Source organism: Algoriphagus sp. A40, from assembly GCF_002002735.1.
Taxonomy (GTDB): Bacteria; Bacteroidota; Bacteroidia; order Cytophagales; family Cyclobacteriaceae; genus Algoriphagus.
Window position 1 is genome coordinate 37,569 of sequence record NZ_MUNY01000052.1, and the last position, 24,650, is coordinate 62,218.

Genomic DNA, 24,650 nt, shown 5'->3' on the forward strand with positions numbered 1-24,650 from the left:
TTTTAAAAAGTCTCAAACCCATTAAAAAACTCATCCTATAATTCTGTATCGAAGAACGGGCATCCTCGCAAAAAATGAACACTTCACCTGTTTTCAAGATATAAATTCATTTGAATTTTGATCAAATTATCACACCTCCAAAAAAGCCCAACCCAATTAATTCTTTTTGAAAGTCCAAGGATCAAGCTTTTGCAATTACCCAGCATTTGCCAATTTGCAGGCTGAATTACGAGCCACTAATGCCCCGAAAGAAAAAGGTCAGCCCTTGGATATGGGTTATTATCCTGATCACATTTACTGCCATCGGCACGGGCTATCTTGTCTTTAAATTCCGAAAACAAATTGACCGAGTACTTGGGGACTACACCCGAAATGCGCCCCCTTTTACCGAATCCCAGAAGCTTGAACATGTCTTTGACCGATTTTCGGATGGGATTTTAGGCATTGATGTCTCCCAGTATCAAGGGAAGATCAACTTTGCAGGGATCCAACTTCAGCTTCAAAATCGGAGAATTGAATTCATCATGGTCCGGGCGACGATGGGCGATAATGGAGTCGATTCCCGTTTCCAAAGAAACTGGGAGGGAGTCCGGACACTTCCAGTGAAGCGTGGGGCCTATCATTACTATCGCCCAAACGAAAACAGCACCAGGCAGGCTCAGAATTTCATCAAAACAGCCAAATTGAAATCCGGAGACCTGATTCCTATACTTGACATCGAAAAACATAGCACGATCCAATCCCGGGACAAGCTCAGGGAAGGCCTGAAAAACTGGCTGAAAATCGTCGAGGAACACTATGGAGTAAAGCCCATGATTTACACCGGAGACCGGTTTTTCTGGGAAGTTTTGCATAACAATGGATTTGACCAATACCCGATTTGGGTGGCCAATTACAATCCTATCATGGAGCCGGAAACAGAAAACTGGACCATTTGGCAATTCTCAGAAAAAGGCAGCCTTCCCGGGATTGGGGAGAAAATAGATCTGAATATTCTGGATGGGGGAATTGAAAAACTGAATCAGCTGGTAATTCCATAATGTGATTACCCGCAATTTTGCCATAAGGTTCTCAACTAGGAAATTTCCCAGCGGATAATCGTCCACAGACCACAGTCGACAGAACACAGCTGTTAAAGACGGACATCAACAATTCTTTCTTTTGGTTAATGACAATAAAGCGGATAATCAAATTCCATAAAAAAGGCCCAACTGTTACTGGGCCTTTTTTATGGAAATATTTGAAGGATTAATTCCCTTTTTCTCGGTCTCTTCTTACTCCAGATTGAATTTCAAATTTCTTTTGGTGATGCCCGGATGCATGTATTTTTTCAAATTTTCAGGAAATCCCATTTCAAAAGGGGAAGGACCTACCCATTCGGTTTTTTTGCCTGCAATTTTGATTGTCCCATTGGTTGAAATTTCAACAGTGGTAAACAGCGGCTCCTTAAACGGTGCAGTGTATTTGATCCATCGGAATTTTTTATCCACTTCTTCACTGTACCGGATTTGCTCATAATCTTCACCCAGCCAGTGATAAGCCATGGAAGTGGTGGAAATGTACCAGATTCCACCAATGTTTTCCACATACTCGACATGGGTGTGGCCGTTGAAAGAGGCGATGACTTTGCGGTCGGGGTGAAGTCGGTTGTGTTCCTGAAGCAAGTCCTGCACCTCCTGGTAATTTTCAACCCCGTAGGTTTCCTGGTGAGTTTTGTAGATTGATAATCCCTGGTGGGAAAACAAAACCACCGGATATTGAGCTTTTTCCAAATCCTGTTTAAGCCATTCAAGTTGTTCCTTTCCGATCAATTGCTGATATCCTTTTTTGGTAGGATCTGTTTTGTCGTTGCCATCGAGGACGACGAAGTGGAAACCGTTTTTGTCAAAAGAATAGTAGGCGGATTTCATGCTTCGGTATTCCAGGGCTTTTTCATGGGAAGTGCCTCCGTCCATTTCATGGTTTCCGATAACATGGTGTTTTTCACCTGGAAAGGAATTCCAGATGTCATAGGTTTTTTGAAACTCGGGTTTTGGAATGGTAAAATCTCCCAATTCGATGATAAAATCGGGTTTTTCTTTTTTCATGGCCTCGATAAAAGTATTCATCCGGTATTCCGAATCGTGCATAGTGGGAATGTGGACGTCGGTGCAAAGACCGAATTTGACCACATTGTCTTTTTGGGCTAAAAGAGGAAAAGTTGCCAGCAATCCAGAGGAAAGCAACAGGGCGGAAATGATTTTCATGACTGGTTAAAACTTGGAATTATTCTGAATTAAAATTCAGCTTAAGGTTTTAATTTGAGATAGTTGGTTACTGCCGCATCCCCTTTAAGGGCATTGGCCGGAATTGGATGTGCTTCATTGAAAACTTCCAATTCTTCTCTGGAAAGCAGGGTGACAAAGCTTTCGTCAAATCCATTTTTATAGGGCAGCTTACCGGCATTCATTTCCAGGTAATGGTCAAAAAAATTATAAACCGGGTATCTTTTATTCGGTCCGTAATCATGCCTTTCTGAAGGAAGATGGGTATTATCCAAATTGCTTTCTCCATCATAAAGTGCATATACCTTTTGAAGATAGGGCATCTCGATCCTCGGAGTATTTTTAGTCCAATCTCCTCCATCCGAAACCAGCAACATAGGCCTTGGAGCAGCCAAAGCGGCAATTTCAACATTGTTTGTCTGATGATTGGCACTTTTGTGAACTGGCATACCGCTTTCACAAGTGCAGCCTCCAAAGAAATAGGCAGAAACCATTACTACCGGGACAGAGACTTTGATTCTGGGATCGATGGCTGTAATCATGATGGTTTGTGTTCCTCCTCCCGATTCCCCGGTTACGGCGATTTCATCAGGATTCACATCCGGCCTTGATGACAGATAATCGATCACCCGTTGGGAATTGTAAGTTTGGATCGTTAGTGCGATGGGAATCTTGTGATCCACCTGTTTGGAATCTCCGTACCCGATCATGTCATAGGCGAAAACCACCGCTCCCATTCGGGCAAAAGCCGCACTTCGTTTTTGCACACTTTCTCCAAAACGAAGGTCGGGGCCATGTCCATGAACACTGAGAATGCCTGGTCTTTTTTGAAATGGCTCCTTGGACAAAGGCCGATATAAATTTCCAGTGATGAAAAACCCAGGGAAACTTTCGATTGCAATGTTTTCGACGATGTATCCATCCATTTCACGAGTGCTGTGGATGATGACATTGAAAGGAGTGTCCCTTTTTGGCATCTGATCCAGGCTCATTCCGTTGATGATTCCCTTTCTTATGACTTCTGCCCGGGCTTCCCAGTCGGATTTTGTAGTCCACTCTCCCGCCCATTTTTTCATGATAGAATTCGCCTCATCCTCGGTCCAATAAGCTCCTTGGCTAAGCATATTATCTTGAGCGAATCCAAGGTTTATCTGCATTAAACATGTAACCAAGGCGATTAAAAATCCGAATCTTCTAGTCATAGGTTTATCAGGGAAAGGGGAATTTCCTTAAATACTACTTTGATTGGTCGTAATCAGGCTAATTCCCAATGATTAAATTTCCTCAAGGTGGTTATTAATTGTCTAACGAATTACCAGGGCAATTTCATTGGGTTCATATCCGATCCGGTGGGAATTCACATAAAGAGAATCCCCGGGACTGGCCTCAAATGGCCCTGTGTACACTTTCCAACTTTCATTTTTCGATTTCCTGTAACCTATAGAGGCGCTTGGCGTCGGGCAATTGAGATTTACCATCCCTTTTTGAAAGTTAACCGCAGCAGCTTGAGTGACTGGAGCAGAATCTTTCCCGCCCCACCAGGATTTTACCAATTCCATCTCATTTTGTGCTCCCAAATCTCCAAATTCCGCTATCCAATCTTCATGAGCTTTGCGAAGCTCAGCGAGTTTTGCTTTGTATTGAGGATCGTTTGCAAGGTTTCTGAATTCAAAAAGATCGGTCTTCGTGTCATACAGTTCCTCCACAGGCTTGGAAGCTGCAAACCATCGGGCTTGGTCGGGCGTCAACTTTCCCTCTTCATTCAATTTCAGCAAGTGAGGCATCAATGGATTAGAAAGTCGGTAACGGATATTTTGGTAATTGGGCCTTTCGGGCATGTAGTTACGGATGTACTTATACCGCCCATCGGAAACTGCCCTCACTCGGTCGTATTCCGAATCCATTCTGTCCCTTCCGGCAAAGATGTATTTCCTGGGAGTTTTTAACTTTTGATCCCCAAGAAATGCCTGACCCTGCATGGTTTCGGGAATGGGAATTCCTACCAGAGAAAGTAAAGTCGGGGCAAAATCCACAAAGCTGATGAGTTCATCCGATTTGGTCCCCGGTTTTAAGAAAGGGGCTTTGATCAAAAGCGGTGCCCGCAATCCCCGGTCATACATTTCCCGCTTGGCATAGGGAAGCCCATCTCCATGATCCGAATAGAAGAAAATAATGGTGCTTTCGTAGAGTCCATCTTCCTTCAGCTGCCGAATGACCTCACCCACTTGGGCATCCATTGTCATCACATTGGTGATAAACCTGGCCATGACGTAGCGGCTGATTGAGTCATTGGGATAGTATGGAGGAACTTTCACTTTTGCCGGATCGACCTTCAGAGGTTCCTTTTCCCTCATCCACACTTGAGACTCATGGGTAGTGGTGAAGTTGAAAATCGCAAAAAAAGGTTGGCTGGAATCGGGCCTGTTGCGATAGTGAGCTTTTGGACTGCTTTCGTCCCATAGGGTCACCGGACTTTTGAATTGATAATCCTCCTTGGAATTATTGGAGGTGTAATAACCAGCCATGCGCAGGTATTCAGGATAGGGCTTCATCCCCTCAGGCAAAACTGTAGAGTAACCCTTGAACCCGGCAGGATAGGCATCGCCCGCAGCAGCTGAAGGTGCAAGAGTTCGCATATGCATCGCACCGATCGAGGTTTGGTAGGCTCCGGTGATCAGGGCTGCACGGCTTGGGGCACATACTCCGGCTGTGGCAAAAACCTGGGTGTATTGGACAGATTCACGGGCCAGTTCATTCAGGTTGGGAGTTTTGCCACCTGTGCCACCGTACATTTCCAAATGCTCAGGGGACATATCCTCGCAAACTATCCAGACGATATTTGGCTGCTGAGGAGATTTGAAATCCTGAGAAAACCCATTGCCTGTGTATGGGAAAAGTGAAAGGAAGGCTAAAAATCGCCAGAGAAAGTCACTGATTTTCATACTGTTTTATTTTGGGAAGAACGAAAAGGTAAACTTTTTCCCCAGAAAATCTATCCGGTTGTCCAATCCACAAGAGTCAGTTTTAGCCTATCCGATAAATACCAGAATTGGAAGTTTTTCTGAGCAATCAGGAAAGATTATTCACAAAATAGGCCTTCAGAAAAATTTTCTTTTGAATTCTTTATTCAATTCGTAAATTATTGACATTCAACCCGAATGGATTTTCATGGATCAACCCCCCAAAATCAACAGAAGAGAATTTCTAGGTTCGGCGGCTACCATTGCTGCCACAATTTCCATAGTTCCTTCAAATGTCATTGCTGGCACAGGGCACATTCCTCCATCAGACCAAATTGCAGTAGCAAACATCGGCTGCGGTACCCAAGGACTGCGGGAAATGGGTGAAATGCTGCTCAATCCAAAAGTCCGGGTCGTGGCCGTTTGTGATTCGAATAAGCTCTCTACCGACTACATCGACTGGTCTGCCAATGGCATCCGGGACGATATTCGGGAGGTTTTGGGAGATAATTCCTGGTGGGAAGGCAAACCTGGAATTCCAGGTGGCAGGGATATCGGACAGGAATATGTGGAAAAATTCTACGCAAAGAACAAACCCTCAGGCAAGTACAAAGGCTGCACGAGCTACGAAGATTATCGGGATCTTTTTGCAAAAGAAAAGGGAATCGATGCCATCAAAATCATGACTCCTGACCACACCCATGCCTCGATCGCGATCGCTGCGATGAATCAAAAAATCCACGTGGTCACTCACAAGCCTATTTCCAATCGGCTACTGGAGGGAAGAAAAGTAATCGAAAAAGCCAAGGAATCAGGCGTGATTACTCATCTTTTAGCATGGTCAGACCGACCTGAATATCGACAGATCAAAGCTTGGATGGATGAAGGACTGATCGGGGAATTGAAAGAAATCCACAATTGGTCCTACCGACCTGTCTGGCAGCAATGGACCAAAAGACCTACCGAAATCCAGCCCATCCCTGAAGGTTTCAACTGGGAACTTTGGCTTGGCCCTGTTCCCGATATGCCCTATCACAAAACCTACACGCACAACGTTTTCAGAGGCTGGTATGAGTTCGGTGGCGGATCAGTGGCAGACATGGGGCATTACAGTTTGTTTCCGCTTTTTGAAACGCTGGGGATCAATTGGTCTCCGATTTCTGCAAGGGCTTTTGGGACAACAACTCGTGAGGAGGTTGACCAAGTCTACCAATGGGTCAAAAACGATGTGGCTTTCCCGGCGAGTTGTTCGATCAAATGGACATTTCCGGAACAGGAAAAGCTGCCCTCTTTCGACCTTTTTTGGTATGACGGAGGCATGAAACCCTTTGCCTGTGAGGAACTGGAAATCGATGGCAAAGACACCCCGGAGGAGGGATTGCTTTTGGTCGGGACAAAAGGAAAAATCCTGGGAGGATTCAGGGGAGAAAATCCGGCACTGCTTCCGGAAAGCAAAATGACTAGCCGTCCGGAATCCGAAAAAATCAATTCCCGTGAAGTCGAACGCGACACCGACCATTGGGTAGATGCAATTCTCGAAGGAAAGCAAACTCCAGGCAGTTTTATCCGTGCCCAGACGATCACCGACACCATCAATTTGGGAGCTGTTGCTTTGAGAGCCAACAAGCGTTTGGAATTTGATTCGGACCTGCTAAAAATCATAAATGATGAGTCTGCCAATCAATATCTTTCCAGAAACTACCGTCCCGGTTGGGAAATTTGACTTGAGGTTCAGGAGTGAATTTCAACTTCTATGGAAAAAAAGCATTTCAACTTTGTATCAATAACAACCAAACTATATCCCTTAACCATTAACCTTTTAAACTATGAGTAACAGAAGAGATTTTCTTAAAACAGCCGGTCTAGCCTCAGCAGCTTTTGGCTTTGGCCTGCCCCAAATGTCTTTTTCAATGAAGAAGGAAGATTTGTTTAAAATTTCCCTTGCAGAATGGTCATTGCAGCGTCCGCTTTTCGCCAAGAAAATGGACCATCTGGATTTTGCCATCGAGGCAAAAAAACACAAGATCGATGCCGTAGAGTATGTCAATCAGTTTTTCAAAGACAAGGCCACCGACAAAGCCTATCTGACGGAAATGAAAGCCAGAGCAGAAGGTGAGGGAGTCACCTCAGTCCTGATCATGATAGATGGAGAGGGGCAGATAGGTGCTGCCACTTCTGAAGAAAGGAAACAAACCGTTGAAAACCACAAAAAGTGGGTCGAAGCCGCGAAATTTTTGGGTTGTCATGCTATCCGTGTCAATTCCTATACCGCTGTTCCCTATAGTACAGCCGCCGACAAAGAACAGGAAGCCATCAATGTTTGCAGTTCAGGTCTGCGCCAATTGTGCGAATTTGCCGATGGGTTTGACATCGATGTAATTGTCGAAAACCACGGAGGATTTTCCAGCAATGGAAAATGGCTGGCAGAAATGATCAAGCAGACTGCACATAAGAGAGCAGGCACACTTCCTGATTTTGGCAATTTCCGAATTCATGCTGAAGGTGACAAGATTTCCAGCTATGACTCTTATCGGGGTGTAGATGAACTGATGAAATATGCCAAAGGAGTGAGCCTGAAGCCAATCGTTTGGGATGATTATGGCAAAGAACATCCCCTTGACTATGAGCGAATGATGAAAATCGTCGTAGCCCATGGATTTAAGGGATACGTCGGAATTGAGCATGGGGAAGAAGGCCGGGAATGGGACAGCATCGACGAGATCCGGGCCAATCTGGATACAATCCGAAGAACCTTGGAGAATGCCTAAACTAAAATCCCGGGATCAAACATCCCGGGATTTTTTCTTTATTGACACGTTTTCAAACTTTGTCTGGAATCTTTCGCTTCTCTTAGAATTTTGAAGCCCCATCAGAAGGGTTTCCATCTTGACCAGCACCCTTCAAACTTTTGCAATCCTTTCCTACTTTTCTTTTCTTCGGATTGAAAATTCCATGATCAAAGTCCGGATTTGAAATTCTAACCAGATAAAAATGCCTTCCCAACAAAAATGAAACAACAACTAGGACAGCTCACACTCTTAGTCAGAGATTACGATGAAGCCATAAAATACTATACCCAAGTTCTCGATTTTGAGCTTTTGGAGGACACAGAAATGAGCGGATCCAAGCGCTGGGTCAGGGTGTCCCCTCAGGGCTCTTCCTGTCATTTGCTTTTGGCCAAGGCTGTCAATGAAGCTCAGGAACAACAAATAGGTTACCAGGCTGGAGGCCGGGTTTTTCTTTTCCTTTACACGGATGATTTTTGGGGAGATTACAAAAAATACACCTCCCGTGGTGTGGAGTTCGTCCGAGAACCTTCGAAAGAAGAATATGGAACTGTGTCTGTATTCGAGGATTTATATGGAAATCTTTGGGATTTAATTGAGCCGACTTTTCAGTAGGCAGTAAAAAGTGATCAGTCCGACAGCACCTGGACTTCTTAGATCCAGCGCCTTGATACTTGCTTTTATCCTATTTACTTTTATCCTCCACAACGACCTCTCTTTTGGAATCTCAACCTAAAAATCCCCTTCATGGAATCCGACTGGATGCCATCCTAAATCATCTGGTTGATACCTATGGTTGGCCGGAGCTCGGTGAGCGAATACCAATTCGGTGCTTCACTCACAACCCTTCCATCAAATCCAGCCTTACTTTTCTTCGAAAAACGCCTTGGGCGAGAGAACGGGTGGAAGGGCTTTACCTCAAATCGCTGAGAGATGCCAAGAAAAAATGATTTGTTACTTTTTAGGTGGAGTTTTACCTTGGGACAACGTGCCGAATCAGTCAACTTTCACAAACCTCTTGGTATCAGGGCAATATTCCTGAAATACCTCTGGACAGATGTACTGATAGTCCATTTTTTTAAAACTCGAGGAGAGTGTAAGTTCTGCTGATTCAGAGATTCTTTCAACCATGACTGGACCAAGTTTACTTTTTTGCATAAACAAAGGTCTTGAATCGGCTATACCATACATATAGAAATCACTAGAAGCATAAAAGCTGAAAATATTCCCTTCAAAACTATATTTAGCTTCAGAAAAAAAGCGATAACCCAAATCAGGTCCGTCCTCTGTATCCCTTACTGTCTGGAAATTGTCAAATAAGGTGTCGTTTTTGATTTCTAAGGTCTCGACAAACCAAACATCCAGAGAATCCACAAATACCCGGTTTTCCCATGTACCGACCAATGGACTTACTGGTTCTTCATTTTCTGTACAAGAAATCAAGGCTGGAAAAACTGCCAAAAGCGCAAAGGGGAAATACTTTTTCATCACAATAAAAATTTGGTTGAAAGATATTTCCTTAACGGCAACTCTAGGTAAAACGATACAGCCTAGGTAGTTTTTTTCTTCAATCTCGCAATAGGAGTTCTAGCTCCCTTTGTTACCTGATCCATGGTGCAGAGGATTTCAGCATCCAGCGGAAGGTACATATCGACCCGCGATCCAAACTTGATAAACCCGAATTCTCCTCCTTGGTCAAGCTGAGACCCAGGTTTCACATACCATTTGATTCTTCGGGCCAATGCTCCAGCGATCTGACGAACCATGATTTTGTTGCCTTTGGGATCGGTGATAACCATGGAAGTCCTTTCATTTTCGGTGCTGGATTTGGGATGCCAAGCGACCAGGTATTTTCCCGGGTGATATTGGAAATACTCAACTTCGCCTTTCACAGGGGAGCGATTGACATGGACATTGATCGGTGACATAAAGATGGAAACTTGCTTGCGCTTTTCCTTTAGGTATTCGCCTTCAAAGGCCTCCTCAATCACGACTACTTTACCATCTGCCGGTGCAAAAACAATCCCTTCTTCATTTGGAAGTGGAAAAATCGGATTTCTGAAAAATTGAAGGATGATCAGGTACAAAGCAACACTGCCTAAAATGGAGAGATTGATTAGCAATCGTTGCTCTGGTAGGTAATAATACAGCAGGTAATTGAGTGCCACCAGGATGATCATCATCCAAAACAACAACACTCTTCCTTCTTTATGAATTGTCATCATGTTCTTATAATTCAAAAGGCGTGGTGAACTTCTCCCCCACGCCTCAAATGTAAAACTTTTAGCTTTAACAAGCTTTAGAAGCCTCCACGGAAGCTGTAGGTCTTTGCTACTTTATCAATTGCCACGATGTAGGCAGCAATTCTCATTGGTACGTTATATTTCACCGATGTCTGATACACATTGTCAAACGCATCCTTCATGATCCGGTCAGAACGACGATTCACACGGTCAGCAGTCCATTTGTAGCCCAGTCGGTTTTGTACCCACTCAAAATAAGAAACTGTCACCCCACCGGCATTAGCAAGAATATCCGGTACAGCCATGATTCCTTTTTCATTGATAATGGCATCTGCCTTGGCTGAAGTTGGTCCGTTTGCTCCCTCTACGATCAGTTTTGCCCTGACTTTGTCAGCATTGGCTACCGTGATCACATCTTCCATAGCAGCTGGCACCAGTACATCCACATCCAGGGTCAAAAGATCTCCTGGATTTTCCATTAAATCTCCTCCTTTGAATCCTTCGAGAGTGCCATTGTTGGCGTCTTTATGCTTGATTGCTTCTTGAATATTAATTCCGGCTGCATTGTAAAATGCTCCGGTATGATCTGAAATTGCTATGATTTTCAGTCCTCTTTCTTCTATAAGCTGTGCTGCCCAGCTTCCAACGTTACCAAAGCCCTGAACCGCACAAGAGGCTGAAAAGGGATTGATTTTCAGCTTTTGCATCGCTGCCAAGGCTGAAACCATCACACCACGTCCGGTGGCTTCAGTTCTTCCCAACGATCCGCCGAGTACAAGAGGTTTACCGGTTACTACCGCAGGAATGGTCATTCCGTGTGCTTTGGAATATTCATCCATCAACCAGGCCATTTCTCTGGGTCCGGTGCCCATATCAGGTGCTGGAATATCCTTGTCTGGACCAAATACATCGATCATCGCCATAGTATAGGCTCGAACCAGTCGCTCGATTTCCCCTTTGGACATTTCACGGGGATTGCATCGAACCCCTCCTTTACCACCACCATAGGGAATATCCACCACGGCACACTTCCAGGTCATCCATGCAGCAAGAGCTCTTACTTCGTCCAGATGAACATCAGGTGCGAAACGGATTCCTCCTTTCGCAGGTCCAAGAATGTTTGAGTGAATTACCCGAATCCCTTCGAAAACCTGAATCTTGCCATTGTCCATGGTGATAGGCAGGGAAACGATTACTTGTTTGGCGGGATTCTTCAACACGTTGTAAACTTCATCGGAGAGTCCGAGTTTCTCGGCAGCGATGTTGAATCTTTCCATCATTGACTCCAAAGGATTCTCTTTATCCTTTATCGGAGCCGGTTCAATGTAAGCCATATTGGGTTCTTAAAATGAGTTTGTGAAATGCTGCACAAACTTAATTAGATTTTCAGACAGCCTGCTGTTGTATTAAAAGATTTTCAAAAAAGCGGTAATAAATGGGGCTGAAAGTAACAATCCGTCAAAACGGTCCATAAATCCACCATGTCCCGGAAGGCCGTTTCCGGAGTCTTTTATCTCGATGGAGCGCTTGAAAAGTGACTCGATCAGATCTCCGTAAGTTCCCGCAATGATGATGATTCCGGCAATGACCAACCACTTCCAATCCGCAATCACATGGAAGTATTGGGAAAGAACAAAGGCTACCGCAATGGCAGAAAATGCTCCACCCAGAAATCCCTCCCAGGACTTTTTGGGCGACACCCTTTCAAACAATTTTGTCTTGCCAAACTTCGTCCCTGCAAAATAAGCTCCGGTATCGCTCGCCCAAAGAATCAACAAGCACCCGATCAGGATTTCATAGTGATAGATCTTATCAACTGAAAAAACCGCCAGGTTTAAAAGTGAGAATGGCAGAGCCACATAAAATATCCCCAAATAGGTATAGGCCACACCTGTGAATGGTTTTTTGTCAGTCTTCTTATAGAGTTTGATAAAGAAAGTCAGTGAAACAATCGGGAAAATCAGGTACAGGTATTCGTTGGGTAGCCTCTCTTTTTCGATCATGAAGGTCAGGGTGAAAATCATCACACCTAAAAAAGTTCCGAAACTTCGCAATGGAAGCATACCATCCAAGCCTGTAAGCTTGTAAAATTCCATTTGTGAAAAGCCCAAAATCGTCGCGAAAACGACAAAATAAGTCCAATCCGAAAAGATTGAGGCTGAGACCACAATCAGCGCACCTACCACCGCCGTGATCGCACGCTGGCCCAGGTTGCTGTAATTATTAATGTTAAAATGTGATCTCATTTTGAATTAATTGCATTGCCGCCAGCGCATCTTTCTGGATCACCAGGACTTCGTAGGTACCAAACACATGGTATACTGATTCTTTCTTATTCAAGACTACTGCAGGAATCCCGTTCTCTTCCAGCACAGCTTTTACTATCTCTGCCCGAATCTGGTTTTGATCCTCAAATACCCTGATCCAATTCTGCATCCTTCGGTTGATTGATTCTTTTAAAGTAAAAGAATCCAACCATAAGAACCAAAAGTCCCGTAATCGCTGCCGGGTAAGAAACTGTATCTGTCGACTCCAGATCAAATTCAACCATACCCTGATTTGACATGTAAATCACAATCACAGTCAGGGCATTGTTAAAAACATGGGCAAGAATCGGGTAAAGTAAACTTCCGGAATACAAATACAAATATCCGAACAGCGCCCCCAGGAAAACCCGCGGAAGGAAACCATAAAACTGGATGTGAATGGCTGAGAAAATAATCGCGGTAAGCCAGATTCCCCAGTGTCCGGAATTCGTGTAAAGTTTCATTTTGGGCTGGATGACTCCCCGGAAAAACATTTCCTCTCCTATGCCTGCAAAAACTCCGATCACCAAGATTCCTGTCAGAAGTTCGGGAATAGTCTGGAAATCCGTCAAAAACTTGGTGACCTCCATCAACTGGGTTTCCATTTCCTTCATCCAGCTTTCCAGGCCAGCCATTGACTCCGGCAGATCAAGTTGAGCATTCCAATAGACTAAAAGTCCGTTGAAAAACATCGCCCCAAGAGTAATTGCCAAGGCGACCCCAAGGTTTTTTACATTAAATCTTGACCGCTGCACTTCCCAATGAAGTTCGGCTCTGTCAATATATTTTGTAATGACCCAAGAGGCTACCCAAAATCCGATTCCAGATCCGATTCCCTGTACAAAAAGCATCGCCATGCGCCCATTTGGCACATCATAATTGCCCGACATAAGTCCCAAAAGGTCCTCAATTGTAATATTATATAAGGTCGGGATGAGGGCCAGGGCGAATCCCTGCAGGAGAATCAGTGTACCAAAAGTGACTAAAACAATGACTATCAGGGATAAGAGCCAGCTCTTTCGTTTGGCTATTTCGGATTGGGTTTCGTATATCTCCATATTTTGGGGTAAATTTACGCCAAATTTAGAATTGAGAAGTGGTTAAGATTGGAAAATTGGAGCTGGGGGAGTTTCCCCTACTGCTCGCCCCGATGGAAGATGTAAGCGATCCACCCTTTCGCGCAGTCTGCAAACAAAACGGGGCAGACCTCATGTACACCGAGTTTATCAGCTCAGAAGGCCTGATTCGGGATGCTGCTAAAAGCGTCCAGAAGCTGGATGTCTATGACTATGAGCGTCCTGTTGGGATTCAGATTTTCGGTAACGAAATCGAATCCATGCGGGAGGCTGCTGCGATTGCAGAGGCTGCTGGTCCGGATATTCTGGACATCAACTACGGATGCCCGGTTCACAAAGTCGCTTGCAAAGGCGCAGGCGCCGGGATATTGCTGGACATTGATAAAATGGTGTCCATGACTGCGGAGATTGTGAAGCGGGTCAATATTCCCGTGACTGTAAAAACCCGTCTGGGATGGAGTCAAGACACGATTCGAATCGTGGAAGTTGCGGAGCGGCTTCAGGATGTAGGAATCCAGGCGATTTCTATCCATGCCCGCACCCGTCAGCAGATGTACAAAGGTGAAGCGGACTGGAGCTACCTCAATTTGGTCAAGGACAACCCAAGATTGCATATCCCTGTATTCGGGAACGGAGACATTGACACGCCGGAAAAGGCTGCGGAATACCGCACCAAGTACAATGTGGACGGCATGATGATCGGCCGGGCTTCGATTGGATACCCATGGATTTTCAATGAAATCAAGCATTTCTTCGAGACTGGAGAAAAACTCCAGGGACCTGATCTAAACGAGCGGATTGCAGTGACTAAAAAGCACCTGGACTTTTCTGTAGAATGGAAAGGTGAAAAACAGGGAATTCTGGAAATGCGCAGACACTACACCAATTATTTTCGCGGAATGCCGAATTTCAAAACTTACCGTACTGAAATGGTCACAGCGGATACCTACGAGCAGGTGGCAGAGATTCTCGGCCAAGTCGCAGAAGCCTACGCGGACTACGAATTTCAATATTGAAACCAAACGACCTCAGAATTTTTATCGCTGAGGTCTTTTTTTTGATCTATTTTGAAACCGAATTAGTTCCTTTGCTGACACCAATCTTTTTCCCGATTCAATGAGTTCTACCCACTCAGAAAACAGCCTGAAAAACTGGGCTTTACTGGTCATTTTAACCCTGATTTGGGGAACCTCATTTATCCTGATCAAGCGTGGCCTGGAGGTTTTCAGTCCGGGAGAAGTTGGAGCCTATCGCATGGTCGCCGCTGCTACGCTTTTGCTTCCTCTTTCCCTTCCAAAAATCAAAAACCTGAATAGAACCCAGGTGAAAAATCTTCTGATTGCGGGTTTGCTGGGAAGTTTTATTCCTGCTTTTCTCTTTCCCATGGCCCAAACGCAGCTCAGCAGTTCGCTGACCGGTGTTTTGAATGCATTGACTCCGCTGTTTGTGGTTTTGGTTGGAGCCTTGTTTTTCGACTCCAAGATTACCATAAGAAATGCAGTTGGGCTTCTAATCGCCTTTATCGGAGTGATTATTTTGGTCACTTACAAAGAAGGCGGAGGCTGGGACTCTTTGACAGGGATCAATGCCTATGCGCTGTTTGTGATCGCGGCTTGTATCTGCTATAGCTTCAATCTACACGTTATCAAGACCCGATTTACCAAGCTGAAATCCATTGAAATCTCCTCGATTTCCCTGTTGATGATTTTGCCCCTTGCATTGATTTATCTCTTCATGGGCACCCAGTTTTCCTATAAACTTGTCACCCATCCCGGAGCTTGGGAAGCTTTGGGTTATTTGACCATCCTGGGAATGGTCGGCACCGCCACAGCTTTGGTGCTTTTTAATATTATGGTGAAAAGCGCCAGTCCGTTCTTTGCCAGCCTGGTCACCTACACGATCCCGATCGTGGCGATCATGTGGGGAGTTCTGGACGGAGAAGTCCTGCTTATCGGGCATTATTTGGGGATTGCCGGGGTGATTTTGGGAGTTTGGGTGGGGAATCGCAAGTAAGCCTAATCCTCCGAATTCATCCTTTTTCTCCAGGCAAAGGCCAGCATCGGAAGTTGCTGATAGGAATTGACCCCGGCTTTCACTCCCTGGCTTTTCAAAAATAAATCATTCGATTTTCGGCTCAGTTCGATTGAAAAAGGCTGAATTGCCTCGCTTGCTTCCCTTATGGCATTCAGGTCATTTCTTATTCCAATCGATAATCCCTGAACCCATTCTTTGAATTCATCCGGAGCCATTCGGTAAAAATCCCTCATTTGGTATTGAAGCAATCGCAAATGCCCGGAATACCTCAATAAGGGTTCCTCAGAATTGGAACAAATCACCCATGCTATGAAATTGGCTTCCCCCTCATTGGTCACTCCGTAGCTGTGTGCCATTTCATGTGCGACCGTAAAAGGCTGCTCCAAGGGGTGAAGTGTAGGGTCGATGTAGCTCTCTCCGGTAAAAGGAAAATAAATGCCCAAAATGCCCATTTTCCGCATAAATCCCGGTGGAGGAAACTGTTTGGTCCTAGGTTTTCCCGTAAAGTTCAATCCCAATATCTCAAGATTTTCATACATGTTTCCCCTCACCAATCGCTCCAAATCCGGATATTCAATGATCGAACCGATCGCAATCGTGTCAGTGGTGATCCTGCCGCGATACTGCACCGCCAGTCTTCGGGTGATTTCGACCTCTGACTTGAGTTGCTCCAAATTGAGGGCCTTGGGCTTCAGAGAAAGCTGCTGAAAAATCGGGGTTCGCTGGTAATTGAAGCCCCAAAGAACCAAAAAGAAAAAGACCAGAGCTCCAACTCCGTTGGCCAATGCTTTAATTGTGTAAAATATCCGGGATCTCCAGCCAGTCCTTTTTCTAAACTTTCGAACAAACAGGACCAGGACAAAAATGACCGTGGCTATAAAAAGATAAACGCTGGGAAATGGAAGATTTCCCAGCGTCAAGTCAATTACATTTCTGATTCCTGGGAAAAACAGCCGGGAATAAATCTCGTCCGTAGCCTCCGGATTCTGAATTGCAAAATATCGGATGACCAGAGCCAAAATTCCCAATAAAGCCCAGGACCAATCCCTTTTTGTCATGAATACGAACGGTTAAATCCCCTCCGCCTGAACTTCTTTTACCTCTGGAAGCATGCGGGTTAGGAGGTTTTGAATGCCGGCTTTTAATGTCACAGTGCTGGAAGGACAGCCTGAGCAAGATCCCTGCAGATGTACTTTGACGATACCGTCATGAAATGAGTGAAATACAATTGCTCCACCATCCTGCTCTACCGCGGGCCGGATGTATTCATCCAGAATACCTTTTATTTTTTTGACGATTTCAGAGTCATTTTCATCAAAAAGCGGATCTTTTTCAAAAGTCGCCGTGACCGCCAATTGTCCTGATTCCAGGTATTGCTTGATATGATCCCGGATGATGGTCTGGATTTCCGGCCATTCTACTTCCTCGGATTTGGTGACAGTCACAAAATTAGAAGCAATAAAAACCCGCTGTACTGCTGCAAAATTGAAGAGTTCCTTGGCAAGCTGACTGTTTTGGGCACTTTCTGCACTCGGGTAGTCAAAACTAACTCCATCCTCCGCCAACATAAAATTGGCGACAAACTTCAGGGAATTAGGATTGGGATTAGCCTCCATGTAGAGGTGAACGGGTCTGGCTTGAGCTTTCAGCATGATCTTGTGTATTATAATAAGGTAGAAACCAAAAAAGGCTCCGGAAGTTCCGAAGCCTCATTCTTTTAGCAAATTACTTGGGCAACTTCCCTTTGGCTGCGTACCAAATCCCTCCGTAAAGGTGCTTTAGGAAATCAGCATCTTGCCATACCGCGTCGACGTGGCCAAGAGCTGTATAGAAAACCCGGCCTCCTTCGAACTCATGGTACCAAGCCATCGGGTGGTTGGCGCCCATCGCTTTAGCCGGTTCGTAAGTGGTTTCGTCAGCATTGATCAGGACTTTGATGTTTGGATTGACATTTCTGAATTCATAGAGTTCATCTGTCCAAAGCCAGTTTTTTGGCAAATGCCAAGTGGACGGATGCGTGTTGTCCAATACCTCCAGCCGCAAAGTCTGCTGTCTTGGATGCGCGAGGAAATAGGCACCGATCATTTGGTTGTACCATGGCCATTCGTATTCGGTATCGGTGGCGGAGTGGATTCCGACTACGCCTTTGCCACTTTGCACATATTTCTGGAATGCAGCTTTCTGAGCGTCGTTGAAAATAGTACCCGTCGTACTCATCAGGATGATGACATCGTATTTGGCCAGGTTTTCATCAGTGAAATGGTTGGCATCTTCGGTGGTGTACACGCTGAATACATGCTTTTGGGCCAGTTGTTTTATGGCAAAAACTCCATCTGGAATGGACTGGTGCCGGAAGCCGGCGGTTTTGGAAAATACCAAAGCACGGATTTGACCACTCTGTTGGGCGAAAGTACCCATGGCAAGGCTGAATATCAGCGCAAGGGTGAGGATGGTGGGTTTGAGATTCATAGGCTAGGGGTTAGAGTTAATTGTTAATGGTTATTTGTTAATGGGTGTCTTGATGCCTTGAAAATTGAGAATTGAAATTGATCATTGAAAATTCTTTCGGTCTTACTTCTAAAATCTAACTTCTGGCCTCTTGTTTCTAGGAACTTGCTTCTAATGTAATGCTACTAGGTACTCATTTTACAAGTTCAAACTTTTCTCCGGCTTCTTTCCGTGAAAATGCGTTGAAATGCCACCATTCACTACCGATTCCTGTAAAACCTGCCCCGATCATCACTTTTCTGAGGATTTCACGGTTGGCAACCTGAGTTAAAGTGATTTCACCTTCAGCAAGCATCTGTTTTTCCCGATCCGGATAGGCCGGATAGCCAAAGTAATCATAGCCGGTTCCCATATCCAAAACAGAATCCGCTTCGATATCGAAAATGGTTAAATCCACCGCAACTCCAAAATTATGAAGTCCGCCTACTTTAGGATCTGAAACATACAATGGCTTAATGCTGTCAGGCTTGTCCAGGCTGTCCCAGAGAATCTGCTGCACACTCAGTGGCCGTACTCCATCATATATCAGAAAGGTCAAATTGGGATAATCCTTTTGCAAACTCTCCTGAGCTTTCTTGAGCATATCCGCAACTAAGGGTTGCAAGTAGCATTTTACATGCTCACCATAGACGTCTTTACCAAAAAAATTGTCTTCTGTTGAGTATTTCAATTCGACTTTAATTCCGGGGATCAGGGTTTCGATGTCAACCAAACCCTGGGCAATCAGGTTTTTTTCCAAGTCCGGAAGTCCAGCATCATCTTTATTTTCCAGGGAGGAGCTCGCTATCTCCCGCTGTTGCTCGGTAAACAATTCCTGCTCGCTTTTTTGCGGGGAGGCACATGCTGCCCCCAGAAGAACGATAAACCCAACCCATTTTTTCATCAGGACAAATTTTTCTTAACCAGTGTAGCTGAAGCCTGTGCTGTAGGTAGCACCACGATATCCGCCAATACCACATGGGAAGGACGATTCACCACAAACTCCACGATGTCTGCGATGTCCTGAGCATAAAGCGGAACAAAACCCTTGTAAACAGATTCCGCCCGGGCTTCATCGCCTTTGAATCGCACCAGCGAAAACTCCGTGTCCACCATCCCGGGATGGATGGCAATCACTTTGATCCCAAACGGATTGAGGTCAATTCGCATGCCTTTGGTGATCGCATCGACCGCATGCTTGGATCCGCAATAGACATTTCCATTGGGGTAGACTTCTTTGCCGGCGATGGAGCCGATGTTAATGATCATGCCAGAATTACGTTCAGTCATTCCGGGGATAATTGCTTTAGAGACATAAAGAAGGCCTTTCACATTGATATCCATCATCGCATCCCAGTCGTCAAGGCTTCCGGTTTGAATTGGGTCCATGCCATGGGCATTTCCGGCATTATTGATCAGGACATCGATTGCTGACCAGTCAGCAGGAAGATTACCGAGGATTTTACCGACTTTTTCCCGATCTCGAACATCGAAGACCAAGGGCAGAAACCGAACTTCTGCTGATAATTCCCGGCCCAATTCTTCCAATCTGTCAGCTCTTCTACCGGTTCCAATGATGTCAAAACCCATCTTGGCAAGCGTCAGAGCAGTTGCTTTTCCGATCCCGGAAGTGGCTCCGGTGATCAGGGCGATTTTGTTTTTCATGCTTTAAATATAAAGGGATTGGAAAATTGCAAGATTGAAAAATTGGAAAATTACTTTCACTTTGAGCTGAATCGAAGGTTAGAAATGTAAAAAAGTTAGAAAGTTAGAAAGTTGGAAAGTGGTAAAGTATGGCGCTTAAAATCCTTTCTTCCTCGTAAATCCAAAACTTGTGCTGAGCGAAGTCGAAGCATCGTCCTTCCAAACTAGCTTCTCCACAAATACGGAAACAAGATATATCCCGTCACGCCCACGATGGCATTGATTGCCAAAAGGGTCAAAAGTTTGTCCACACTTACGCTCCAGTCAAGTCCGTCCAATGCGTTTTTGGAGATGCGGATGGCCATGAGCAAGATCGGCATGATCACCGGAAAGCTCAAAATCGCCATCAGTGTGGCATTGTTTCCAGCCTTGGAAGCAATGCCGCTGACCATCGTTAAACTGGCCGAAAAGCCCACCGATCCTAAGACGAGATTGAGCAGAAACAAGCCTTGATCTTGTACGGGATTCCCCAAAATCACCGAAAAAACCGAATACCCCAACAAGGCCAAAATCAAGGTGAGTCCGGTGTTGTAGAGGATTTTGGAAAGGATGATCGATTCTGGCGAAGCAATCATGTAGTAATACAATTGCCTTCCTTGATGCTCCTGTACAAAGCTTTTGGCCACGGCATTCACAGCCGAAAACAGAATAATGATCCAGTAAAGGGCATTCCAAGTCGGAACGGAAAGGCTTCCCATTTTAGCCCCTACACTTAGATAGGTGATAAAAACCGCAGAAACTACATAGAGCAAAATCCCGTTGAGCGCATACTTTTGGCGCCATTCCAGGGTAATTTCCTTCCGGATCAAAACCGAGATTTCCTTCCACATGACCTAAAGGTAAGCAAGGAAAGATTGGCCACAAAGACACAATGGCTGAGAGGACTTTCTAAAAAGAACATCGGTCTAAAAAATCTCTCAACATCCAAACAGTATACGATCACTCATCGTATCTTTGACAAAAATAGAACTCATGAAGGTAACCGCATTATTACCAGATGAAATGATCAAAGAAGCCATGGAACTTTCGGAAACTTCCACGGTGACCGATGCGCTGAAAACCGCACTTGTGCATTACATTTCCATTGAGAAAATCAAAAGAGCTGCAGCGAGCATCGCAGCAGAACCACTTGAATTTTACTTTACAGCTGATGAGCTTCGATCCAAGAACCAGTCATGAATGAGGTGATCTTTGACACATCAATCTGGATCGAATATTTCAAAGGAAACACGGAATATTTCGAAACTTGCCAGCAGCTTTTGGATTCTGGGTCGGTTTATACTCTTGAGGTGATATTTGCGGAACTCATGCAGGGTGCTAAAGGCAAGCGGGAACTGGATATAATCCAACTTTTTTACCAAAATCTCCCCAAACTGGATGCACCGGATCAGATCTTTGAAGCAGGTGTCTTTTCTCAAAAAAATCAGCTTGTCAGCAAAGGAATCGGTTTGATTGACTCCATAATCATCTTCTCAGCAATCCAAAACCGAAAAAAAATCTGGACGCTCGATAAAAAAATCAGAATGTTTTTGGCCTATCAAAATTTTTGAAAGCATTTTTTTGCTCTAAACACCGAACAGGAGATTTATCCTTAAAATAGATTTGGAGTCTAGGAGACTTTGTGGCAAAATAAAAATCAACGATCTTCTGGAGACCAAAACCACCCCAAAATGACTTCCAAAGCTCCTGCCCTAGCAATCGCGATCTGTCTCCTGTATTTTTCCTGCAACGAAAAGACGCCCGAAATCGACTACACCGATTGGTCGCACTATGGAGGCCCGGAGGACGGTTCTCGCTATTCTTCTTTGACCCAAATCACCAGAGAAAACGTTGCACAACTCGAAGTCGCATGGACTTACCACACCGGTGACGCAACCGAACGCAGTCAGATCCAATGCCAACCCATCGTAGTCAATGGTTTGCTCTATGGCACCAATCCCAAATTGAATGTCTTTGCGCTCGATGCGGCCACGGGTGAGGAAATCTGGCGTTTCGATCCCTTTCAGGTTTTGGGTGGCGAAAATTCCTGGGCCGGCACCAACCGTGGAGTCAGCTATTGGGAGGAAGGAGCAGACAAGCGGATTCTCTTCACCGCAGGAAATTGGCTATTGGCCGTTAATGCACTGACCGGAGAACCTATTCTGAGTTTTGGGGATCAAGGTAAGATTGACCTGCGAAAGGATCTGGACACCGACCTCGAAGATTTCCTGATCGTTTCCAATTCGCCGGGAGTGGTTTTTGAAGATAAACTGATCCTGGGAATGCGGCTTTCCGAAGGATTGGATGCCGCCCCCGGACATGTGCGGGCCTACAACATCAAGACAGCCAAAAGGGAATGGATTTTTCACACTATACCCCAGGAAGGTGAACCAGGGTATGAAACCTGGGATCCAAACTACATCCGCCAAATCGGAGCAGCCAACAATTGGGCTGGCATGACGGTGGATCAGGACAGGGGCATCGTTTTCGTTCCGACAGGATCAGCTACTTACGACTTCTGGGGTGGATACCGACACGGGAATAACCTTTACGCCAATTCACTTTTGGCATTGGATGCCCGCACTGGCAAGCGAATCTGGCATTTTCAGGCAGTGCACCATGACGTTTGGGACCGGGATTTCCCAGCAAATCCCAATCTGGTCCGCATCCAAAAAGACGGCAAATGGATCGACGCGGTGGCTCAGATTTCCAAACAGGGCATGACTTATGTATTTGACCGGGAGACGGGCGAACCCGTATGGCCAATCCTAGAAACACCTGTGACCCAATCCACTTTGCCTGGGGAAAAAACTTCACAGACTCAGCCTATGCCGACTCTGCCGGAACCGTTTATGAATATGGTTTTTGAAGAAAAAGACATCCTCAACCTCAAACCGGAATGGGAAGCAGATATCAAATCTCAACTCAGCAATGCAATCATCGGCGACACCTGGGCGCCTCCACATCCAGAAAAACCCATCGTGCTTTTCCCAGGAATGGATGGAGGCGGAGAATGGGGCGGCGCGTCTTTTGACCCAACTAACCAAACGATGTACATCAATGCCAACCAGATTCCCTGGATCATTGAGATGACCCCAAATGCCAGCTTCGGAAATGTCGGCCAGTCCGTTTACACCAACTATTGCGGCAATTGCCACGGATTGGAACGGAAAGGAAATCCCCCGACAGTTCCGGGATTGATCGGTTTGAAAGACAAATACACGCCAGATTCCCTGGATTTACTTTTGCAAAAAGGAAGGGGTGCTATGCCAGCATTTGGTCACATTTCCAAGGAGGAGCGGGGAGTTTTGATCGATTACCTGTTGGGAAAAGCCGACGCAGATGACAAGCAGGAACTGGAAGCCGAAAGCTCCAAACTCTATCCCCGCTATTACATGAAAGGCTACAAACGCCTGACTACCAAAGAGGGAATTTACGGATCAAATCCGCCTTGGGGCTTGCTGACCGCTATCGATATGAATACCGGTAAGAAAAAGTGGCAAATTCCCTTGGGTTCGATTGATTCGCTTGCGGCTAAAGGCTTTGAAAACACAGGAATTGAAAACTACGGAGGCCCTGTAGCAACTGCGGGAGGAGTACTTTTCATCGCCGCCACCAAAGACGAAAAGATCCGGGCTGTTGACAAAGAAACCGGCAAACTCCTCTGGGAAGCCCAGCTTCCTGCAGCCGGACATGCCACTCCAGCTGTCTATGAGAAAAACGGCAAACAGTTTCTCGTCATTGCCTGCGGAGGTGGAAAAGGAACAAAAAGCGGGGATGCTTATGTTGCTTTTGCCTTGCCCGATTGAGAAGGTGATGGGCTTTTCTGTAGCTTTAGCGGGATGAGAATACTGATGATTTTAACGCTGCTCACGGTTGGCATGCTTCCTTCCGAATCATCACAAAATGAGTTTCATGAGGCTTTTCGGGAGGAATTTTCCGGCAGATATCCTGATTTTTTCCGCTATGGATCCACCGGGAAAAAGGCTGGGTTCAAATGGAAATCCGGAAAAAAATCAGGTGAAGCAGAGGACACAAAAATCCTTTCATTCAAACTCAATCCCAAAGACGAAGCTGGTCCGGGAAAAGGACCGGAGATCATTTCAAAGAAATTCACTCATTTTGGCACCTACTCCACTCGGCTCAAAGTCCCCGATCCACGTGAATCTCATCCCAATCTTGGAGCTGTGGTTGGCTACTTCACCTATCACAATGACGCCGAAAAAGGACTGAGCGAAATAGATTTCGAATGGCTTCCCGCTGATCCTGAGGTAATCTACATGGGAACTTGGACGGGTGAATCCGGGAAACTTCGCCGAGTCGGGCGGACAATCAATGTGGCAAAAGGCATCATCTACACCACCGAGGAGCGTGAAGATCATCTGAAGAAAAGGATTGAACTCACCGATGACGATAATTTACCGAAAAAGCTGGAGCCCATTGAAGGCTTTGATGCTTCGGCCCAATTTCACATCTATGGGTTCGACTGGCACCCGGATCAGATCCGCTGGTGGATGCTTCATCCGACCACAGCTGACACGGTGGTGCTTTGGGATTATCAGGGAGAAAGAGGAATTCCTCAGCATCCCTCCAAATACCGGATGAACTTCTGGCATACCGACAACTGGTCGGTAGAGACCAATCCGAATTCGCTGGAAAAACCAATCAAACGCTTTGAACTGGAAGTCGACTGGATGGAATATCGACCGTTTTGAATCTTCACTATTCGACATTCTTTAATCGGCGTTCATAATTGAGGTTTTAAAATTTCGAATAACCAATGCTAAATTTTAAACACCGATCGATTTTCA

At 45.4% G+C, this 24,650-nt stretch carries 26 protein-coding genes; 11 read left to right on the plus strand and 15 right to left on the minus strand.

The features are described 5' to 3' along the window. The first annotated feature begins 239 nt into the window (after positions 1–239). A complete protein-coding gene (locus B0E43_RS30640; protein WP_077349850.1) occupies positions 240–1,040 on the plus strand; it encodes a GH25 family lysozyme in 801 nt (266 codons plus the stop codon). Positions 1,041–1,274: 234 nt separating this feature from the next. Here the strand turns inward: B0E43_RS30640 and B0E43_RS30645 are convergent, their stop codons facing one another. The 3 genes from B0E43_RS30645 to B0E43_RS30655 all read right to left on the minus strand — a co-directional run bounded on the left by B0E43_RS30645 (position 1,275) and on the right by B0E43_RS30655 (position 5,206). Continuing rightward, positions 1,275–2,246 (minus strand): metallophosphoesterase, encoded by a 972-nt coding sequence (locus B0E43_RS30645; protein WP_077349852.1) that lies wholly within the window; start codon positions 2,244–2,246, stop codon positions 1,275–1,277. 41 nt (positions 2,247–2,287) lie between these two features. After that, positions 2,288–3,466, minus strand: coding sequence for an alpha/beta hydrolase (locus B0E43_RS30650; protein ID WP_077349853.1), 1,179 nt, complete (start codon positions 3,464–3,466; stop codon positions 2,288–2,290). A 102-nt stretch (positions 3,467–3,568) separates the two neighbouring features. Further along, positions 3,569–5,206, minus strand: coding sequence for a sulfatase (locus tag B0E43_RS30655; protein WP_077349855.1), 1,638 nt, complete (start codon positions 5,204–5,206; stop codon positions 3,569–3,571). 226 nt (positions 5,207–5,432) lie between these two features. Here B0E43_RS30655 and B0E43_RS30660 point away from each other — a divergent pair, with 226 nt between their 5' ends. From B0E43_RS30660 to B0E43_RS30675, 4 genes are all read left to right on the plus strand, one after another. Then, positions 5,433–6,947, plus strand: coding sequence for a Gfo/Idh/MocA family protein (locus B0E43_RS30660; protein WP_077349857.1), 1,515 nt, complete (start codon positions 5,433–5,435; stop codon positions 6,945–6,947). A gap of 103 nt (positions 6,948–7,050) precedes the next feature. Next, positions 7,051–7,992 (plus strand): TIM barrel protein, encoded by a 942-nt coding sequence (locus tag B0E43_RS30665; RefSeq protein WP_077349859.1) that lies wholly within the window; start codon positions 7,051–7,053, stop codon positions 7,990–7,992. A 240-nt stretch (positions 7,993–8,232) separates the two neighbouring features. Next, complete coding sequence (locus B0E43_RS30670; RefSeq protein WP_077349861.1) at positions 8,233–8,625, plus strand: VOC family protein; 393 nt, start codon at positions 8,233–8,235, stop codon at positions 8,623–8,625. 104 nt (positions 8,626–8,729) lie between these two features. Then, complete coding sequence (locus B0E43_RS30675; protein ID WP_077349863.1) at positions 8,730–8,960, plus strand: VF530 family DNA-binding protein; 231 nt, start codon at positions 8,730–8,732, stop codon at positions 8,958–8,960. Positions 8,961–9,006: 46 nt separating this feature from the next. Here the strand turns inward: B0E43_RS30675 and B0E43_RS30680 are convergent, their stop codons facing one another. The 6 genes from B0E43_RS30680 to B0E43_RS30705 form a co-directional block, all read right to left on the minus strand. Beyond that, the gene (locus tag B0E43_RS30680) at positions 9,007–9,498 is read right to left on the minus strand and encodes a hypothetical protein (RefSeq protein ID WP_077349865.1); all 492 of its coding nucleotides are present in this window, start codon (positions 9,496–9,498) and stop codon (positions 9,007–9,009) included. Positions 9,499–9,560: 62 nt separating this feature from the next. Beyond that, positions 9,561–10,232 carry a phosphatidylserine decarboxylase family protein gene (locus tag B0E43_RS30685; RefSeq protein WP_077350077.1) on the minus strand — a complete coding sequence of 224 codons (672 nt, stop codon included), beginning with the start codon at positions 10,230–10,232 and terminating at the stop codon, positions 9,561–9,563. Between the two features lie 77 nt (positions 10,233–10,309). Continuing rightward, a complete protein-coding gene (locus B0E43_RS30690; protein WP_077349867.1) occupies positions 10,310–11,587 on the minus strand; it encodes a Glu/Leu/Phe/Val dehydrogenase in 1,278 nt (425 codons plus the stop codon). Between the two features lie 72 nt (positions 11,588–11,659). Then, on the minus strand, positions 11,660–12,499 hold the full coding sequence (locus B0E43_RS30695; RefSeq protein ID WP_077349869.1) for a phosphatidate cytidylyltransferase: 840 nt from the start codon (positions 12,497–12,499) through the stop codon (positions 11,660–11,662). Then, positions 12,483–12,689, minus strand: coding sequence for a DUF2007 domain-containing protein (locus B0E43_RS30700; RefSeq protein WP_077349871.1), 207 nt, complete (start codon positions 12,687–12,689; stop codon positions 12,483–12,485). The genes B0E43_RS30695 and B0E43_RS30700 overlap by 17 nt, the downstream gene beginning before the upstream one ends. Further along, positions 12,664–13,617: a CPBP family intramembrane glutamic endopeptidase gene (locus B0E43_RS30705; protein ID WP_077349873.1), complete on the minus strand. Its 954-nt coding sequence runs from the start codon at positions 13,615–13,617 to the stop codon at positions 12,664–12,666. The genes B0E43_RS30700 and B0E43_RS30705 overlap by 26 nt, the downstream gene beginning before the upstream one ends. 38 nt (positions 13,618–13,655) lie before the next feature. Between B0E43_RS30705 and dusB the strand changes: the two genes are divergently transcribed. Then, positions 13,656–14,651, plus strand: a complete 996-nt coding sequence (gene dusB / locus B0E43_RS30710; RefSeq protein WP_077349875.1) for a tRNA dihydrouridine synthase DusB — start codon at positions 13,656–13,658, stop codon at positions 14,649–14,651. A 100-nt stretch (positions 14,652–14,751) separates the two neighbouring features. Then, positions 14,752–15,648 (plus strand): DMT family transporter, encoded by an 897-nt coding sequence (locus tag B0E43_RS30715; protein ID WP_077349877.1) that lies wholly within the window; start codon positions 14,752–14,754, stop codon positions 15,646–15,648. A 2-nt stretch (positions 15,649–15,650) separates the two neighbouring features. On the opposite strand, the gene B0E43_RS30720 is transcribed toward B0E43_RS30715, so the two are convergent. From B0E43_RS30720 to B0E43_RS30745, 6 genes are all read right to left on the minus strand, one after another. After that, positions 15,651–16,727 (minus strand): DUF3810 domain-containing protein, encoded by a 1,077-nt coding sequence (locus tag B0E43_RS30720; protein WP_077349879.1) that lies wholly within the window; start codon positions 16,725–16,727, stop codon positions 15,651–15,653. Positions 16,728–16,739: 12 nt separating this feature from the next. Next, positions 16,740–17,321, minus strand: coding sequence for a NifU family protein (locus B0E43_RS30725; RefSeq protein ID WP_077349881.1), 582 nt, complete (start codon positions 17,319–17,321; stop codon positions 16,740–16,742). Positions 17,322–17,394: 73 nt separating this feature from the next. Then, positions 17,395–18,138 carry a ThuA domain-containing protein gene (locus tag B0E43_RS30730; RefSeq protein WP_077349883.1) on the minus strand — a complete coding sequence of 248 codons (744 nt, stop codon included), beginning with the start codon at positions 18,136–18,138 and terminating at the stop codon, positions 17,395–17,397. 172 nt (positions 18,139–18,310) lie between these two features. After that, positions 18,311–19,060 (minus strand): M15 family metallopeptidase, encoded by a 750-nt coding sequence (locus B0E43_RS30735; protein WP_077349885.1) that lies wholly within the window; start codon positions 19,058–19,060, stop codon positions 18,311–18,313. Then, positions 19,060–19,821, minus strand: a complete 762-nt coding sequence (locus B0E43_RS30740) for an SDR family NAD(P)-dependent oxidoreductase (RefSeq protein ID WP_077349887.1) — start codon at positions 19,819–19,821, stop codon at positions 19,060–19,062. The genes B0E43_RS30735 and B0E43_RS30740 overlap by 1 nt, the downstream gene beginning before the upstream one ends. Before the next feature lie 203 nt (positions 19,822–20,024). Next, a complete protein-coding gene (locus B0E43_RS30745) occupies positions 20,025–20,690 on the minus strand; it encodes a heme exporter protein CcmB (protein ID WP_077349889.1) in 666 nt (221 codons plus the stop codon). Between the two features lie 142 nt (positions 20,691–20,832). Between B0E43_RS30745 and B0E43_RS30750 the strand changes: the two genes are divergently transcribed. The 4 genes from B0E43_RS30750 (at position 20,833) to B0E43_RS30765 (ending at position 24,554) form a co-directional block, all read left to right on the plus strand. After that, the gene (locus B0E43_RS30750) at positions 20,833–21,039 is read left to right on the plus strand and encodes a DUF2191 domain-containing protein (RefSeq protein WP_077349891.1); all 207 of its coding nucleotides are present in this window, start codon (positions 20,833–20,835) and stop codon (positions 21,037–21,039) included. After that, positions 21,036–21,410, plus strand: coding sequence for a PIN domain-containing protein (locus B0E43_RS30755; protein ID WP_077349893.1), 375 nt, complete (start codon positions 21,036–21,038; stop codon positions 21,408–21,410). Before B0E43_RS30750 ends, B0E43_RS30755 begins: the two co-directional genes overlap by 4 nt. A 120-nt stretch (positions 21,411–21,530) precedes the next feature. Further along, positions 21,531–23,648, plus strand: coding sequence for a PQQ-binding-like beta-propeller repeat protein (locus B0E43_RS30760; protein WP_077350079.1), 2,118 nt, complete (start codon positions 21,531–21,533; stop codon positions 23,646–23,648). A 45-nt stretch (positions 23,649–23,693) separates the two neighbouring features. Then, the gene (locus B0E43_RS30765) at positions 23,694–24,554 is read left to right on the plus strand and encodes a glycoside hydrolase family 16 protein (protein ID WP_254423418.1); all 861 of its coding nucleotides are present in this window, start codon (positions 23,694–23,696) and stop codon (positions 24,552–24,554) included. Positions 24,555–24,650: the final 96 nt, after the last annotated feature.

Excerpts from the sequence above, each read along its gene's own strand:
- B0E43_RS30640 (WP_077349850.1), top strand. The coding sequence starts at position 240 with ATGCCCCGAAAGAAAAAGGTCAGCCCTTGGATATGGGTTATTATCCTG.
- B0E43_RS30645 (WP_077349852.1), bottom strand. The coding sequence starts at position 2,246 with ATGAAAATCATTTCCGCCCTGTTGCTTTCCTCTGGATTGCTGGCAACT.
- B0E43_RS30650 (WP_077349853.1), bottom strand. The coding sequence starts at position 3,466 with ATGACTAGAAGATTCGGATTTTTAATCGCCTTGGTTACATGTTTAATG.
- B0E43_RS30655 (WP_077349855.1), bottom strand. The coding sequence starts at position 5,206 with ATGAAAATCAGTGACTTTCTCTGGCGATTTTTAGCCTTCCTTTCACTT.
- B0E43_RS30660 (WP_077349857.1), top strand. The coding sequence starts at position 5,433 with ATGGATCAACCCCCCAAAATCAACAGAAGAGAATTTCTAGGTTCGGCG.
- B0E43_RS30665 (WP_077349859.1), top strand. The coding sequence starts at position 7,051 with ATGAGTAACAGAAGAGATTTTCTTAAAACAGCCGGTCTAGCCTCAGCA.
- B0E43_RS30670 (WP_077349861.1), top strand. The coding sequence starts at position 8,233 with ATGAAACAACAACTAGGACAGCTCACACTCTTAGTCAGAGATTACGAT.
- B0E43_RS30680 (WP_077349865.1), bottom strand. The coding sequence starts at position 9,498 with ATGAAAAAGTATTTCCCCTTTGCGCTTTTGGCAGTTTTTCCAGCCTTG.
- B0E43_RS30685 (WP_077350077.1), bottom strand. The coding sequence starts at position 10,232 with ATGACAATTCATAAAGAAGGAAGAGTGTTGTTGTTTTGGATGATGATC.
- B0E43_RS30690 (WP_077349867.1), bottom strand. The coding sequence starts at position 11,587 with ATGGCTTACATTGAACCGGCTCCGATAAAGGATAAAGAGAATCCTTTG.
- B0E43_RS30695 (WP_077349869.1), bottom strand. The coding sequence starts at position 12,499 with ATGAGATCACATTTTAACATTAATAATTACAGCAACCTGGGCCAGCGT.
- B0E43_RS30700 (WP_077349871.1), bottom strand. The coding sequence starts at position 12,689 with ATGCAGAATTGGATCAGGGTATTTGAGGATCAAAACCAGATTCGGGCA.
- B0E43_RS30705 (WP_077349873.1), bottom strand. The coding sequence starts at position 13,617 with ATGGAGATATACGAAACCCAATCCGAAATAGCCAAACGAAAGAGCTGG.
- B0E43_RS30715 (WP_077349877.1), top strand. The coding sequence starts at position 14,752 with ATGAGTTCTACCCACTCAGAAAACAGCCTGAAAAACTGGGCTTTACTG.
- B0E43_RS30720 (WP_077349879.1), bottom strand. The coding sequence starts at position 16,727 with ATGACAAAAAGGGATTGGTCCTGGGCTTTATTGGGAATTTTGGCTCTG.
- B0E43_RS30725 (WP_077349881.1), bottom strand. The coding sequence starts at position 17,321 with ATGCTGAAAGCTCAAGCCAGACCCGTTCACCTCTACATGGAGGCTAAT.
- B0E43_RS30730 (WP_077349883.1), bottom strand. The coding sequence starts at position 18,138 with ATGAATCTCAAACCCACCATCCTCACCCTTGCGCTGATATTCAGCCTT.
- B0E43_RS30735 (WP_077349885.1), bottom strand. The coding sequence starts at position 19,060 with ATGAAAAAATGGGTTGGGTTTATCGTTCTTCTGGGGGCAGCATGTGCC.
- B0E43_RS30740 (WP_077349887.1), bottom strand. The coding sequence starts at position 19,821 with ATGAAAAACAAAATCGCCCTGATCACCGGAGCCACTTCCGGGATCGGA.
- B0E43_RS30745 (WP_077349889.1), bottom strand. The coding sequence starts at position 20,690 with ATGTGGAAGGAAATCTCGGTTTTGATCCGGAAGGAAATTACCCTGGAA.
- B0E43_RS30750 (WP_077349891.1), top strand. The coding sequence starts at position 20,833 with ATGAAGGTAACCGCATTATTACCAGATGAAATGATCAAAGAAGCCATG.
- B0E43_RS30755 (WP_077349893.1), top strand. The coding sequence starts at position 21,036 with ATGAATGAGGTGATCTTTGACACATCAATCTGGATCGAATATTTCAAA.
- B0E43_RS30760 (WP_077350079.1), top strand. The coding sequence starts at position 21,531 with ATGACTTCCAAAGCTCCTGCCCTAGCAATCGCGATCTGTCTCCTGTAT.
- B0E43_RS30765 (WP_254423418.1), top strand. The coding sequence starts at position 23,694 with ATGATTTTAACGCTGCTCACGGTTGGCATGCTTCCTTCCGAATCATCA.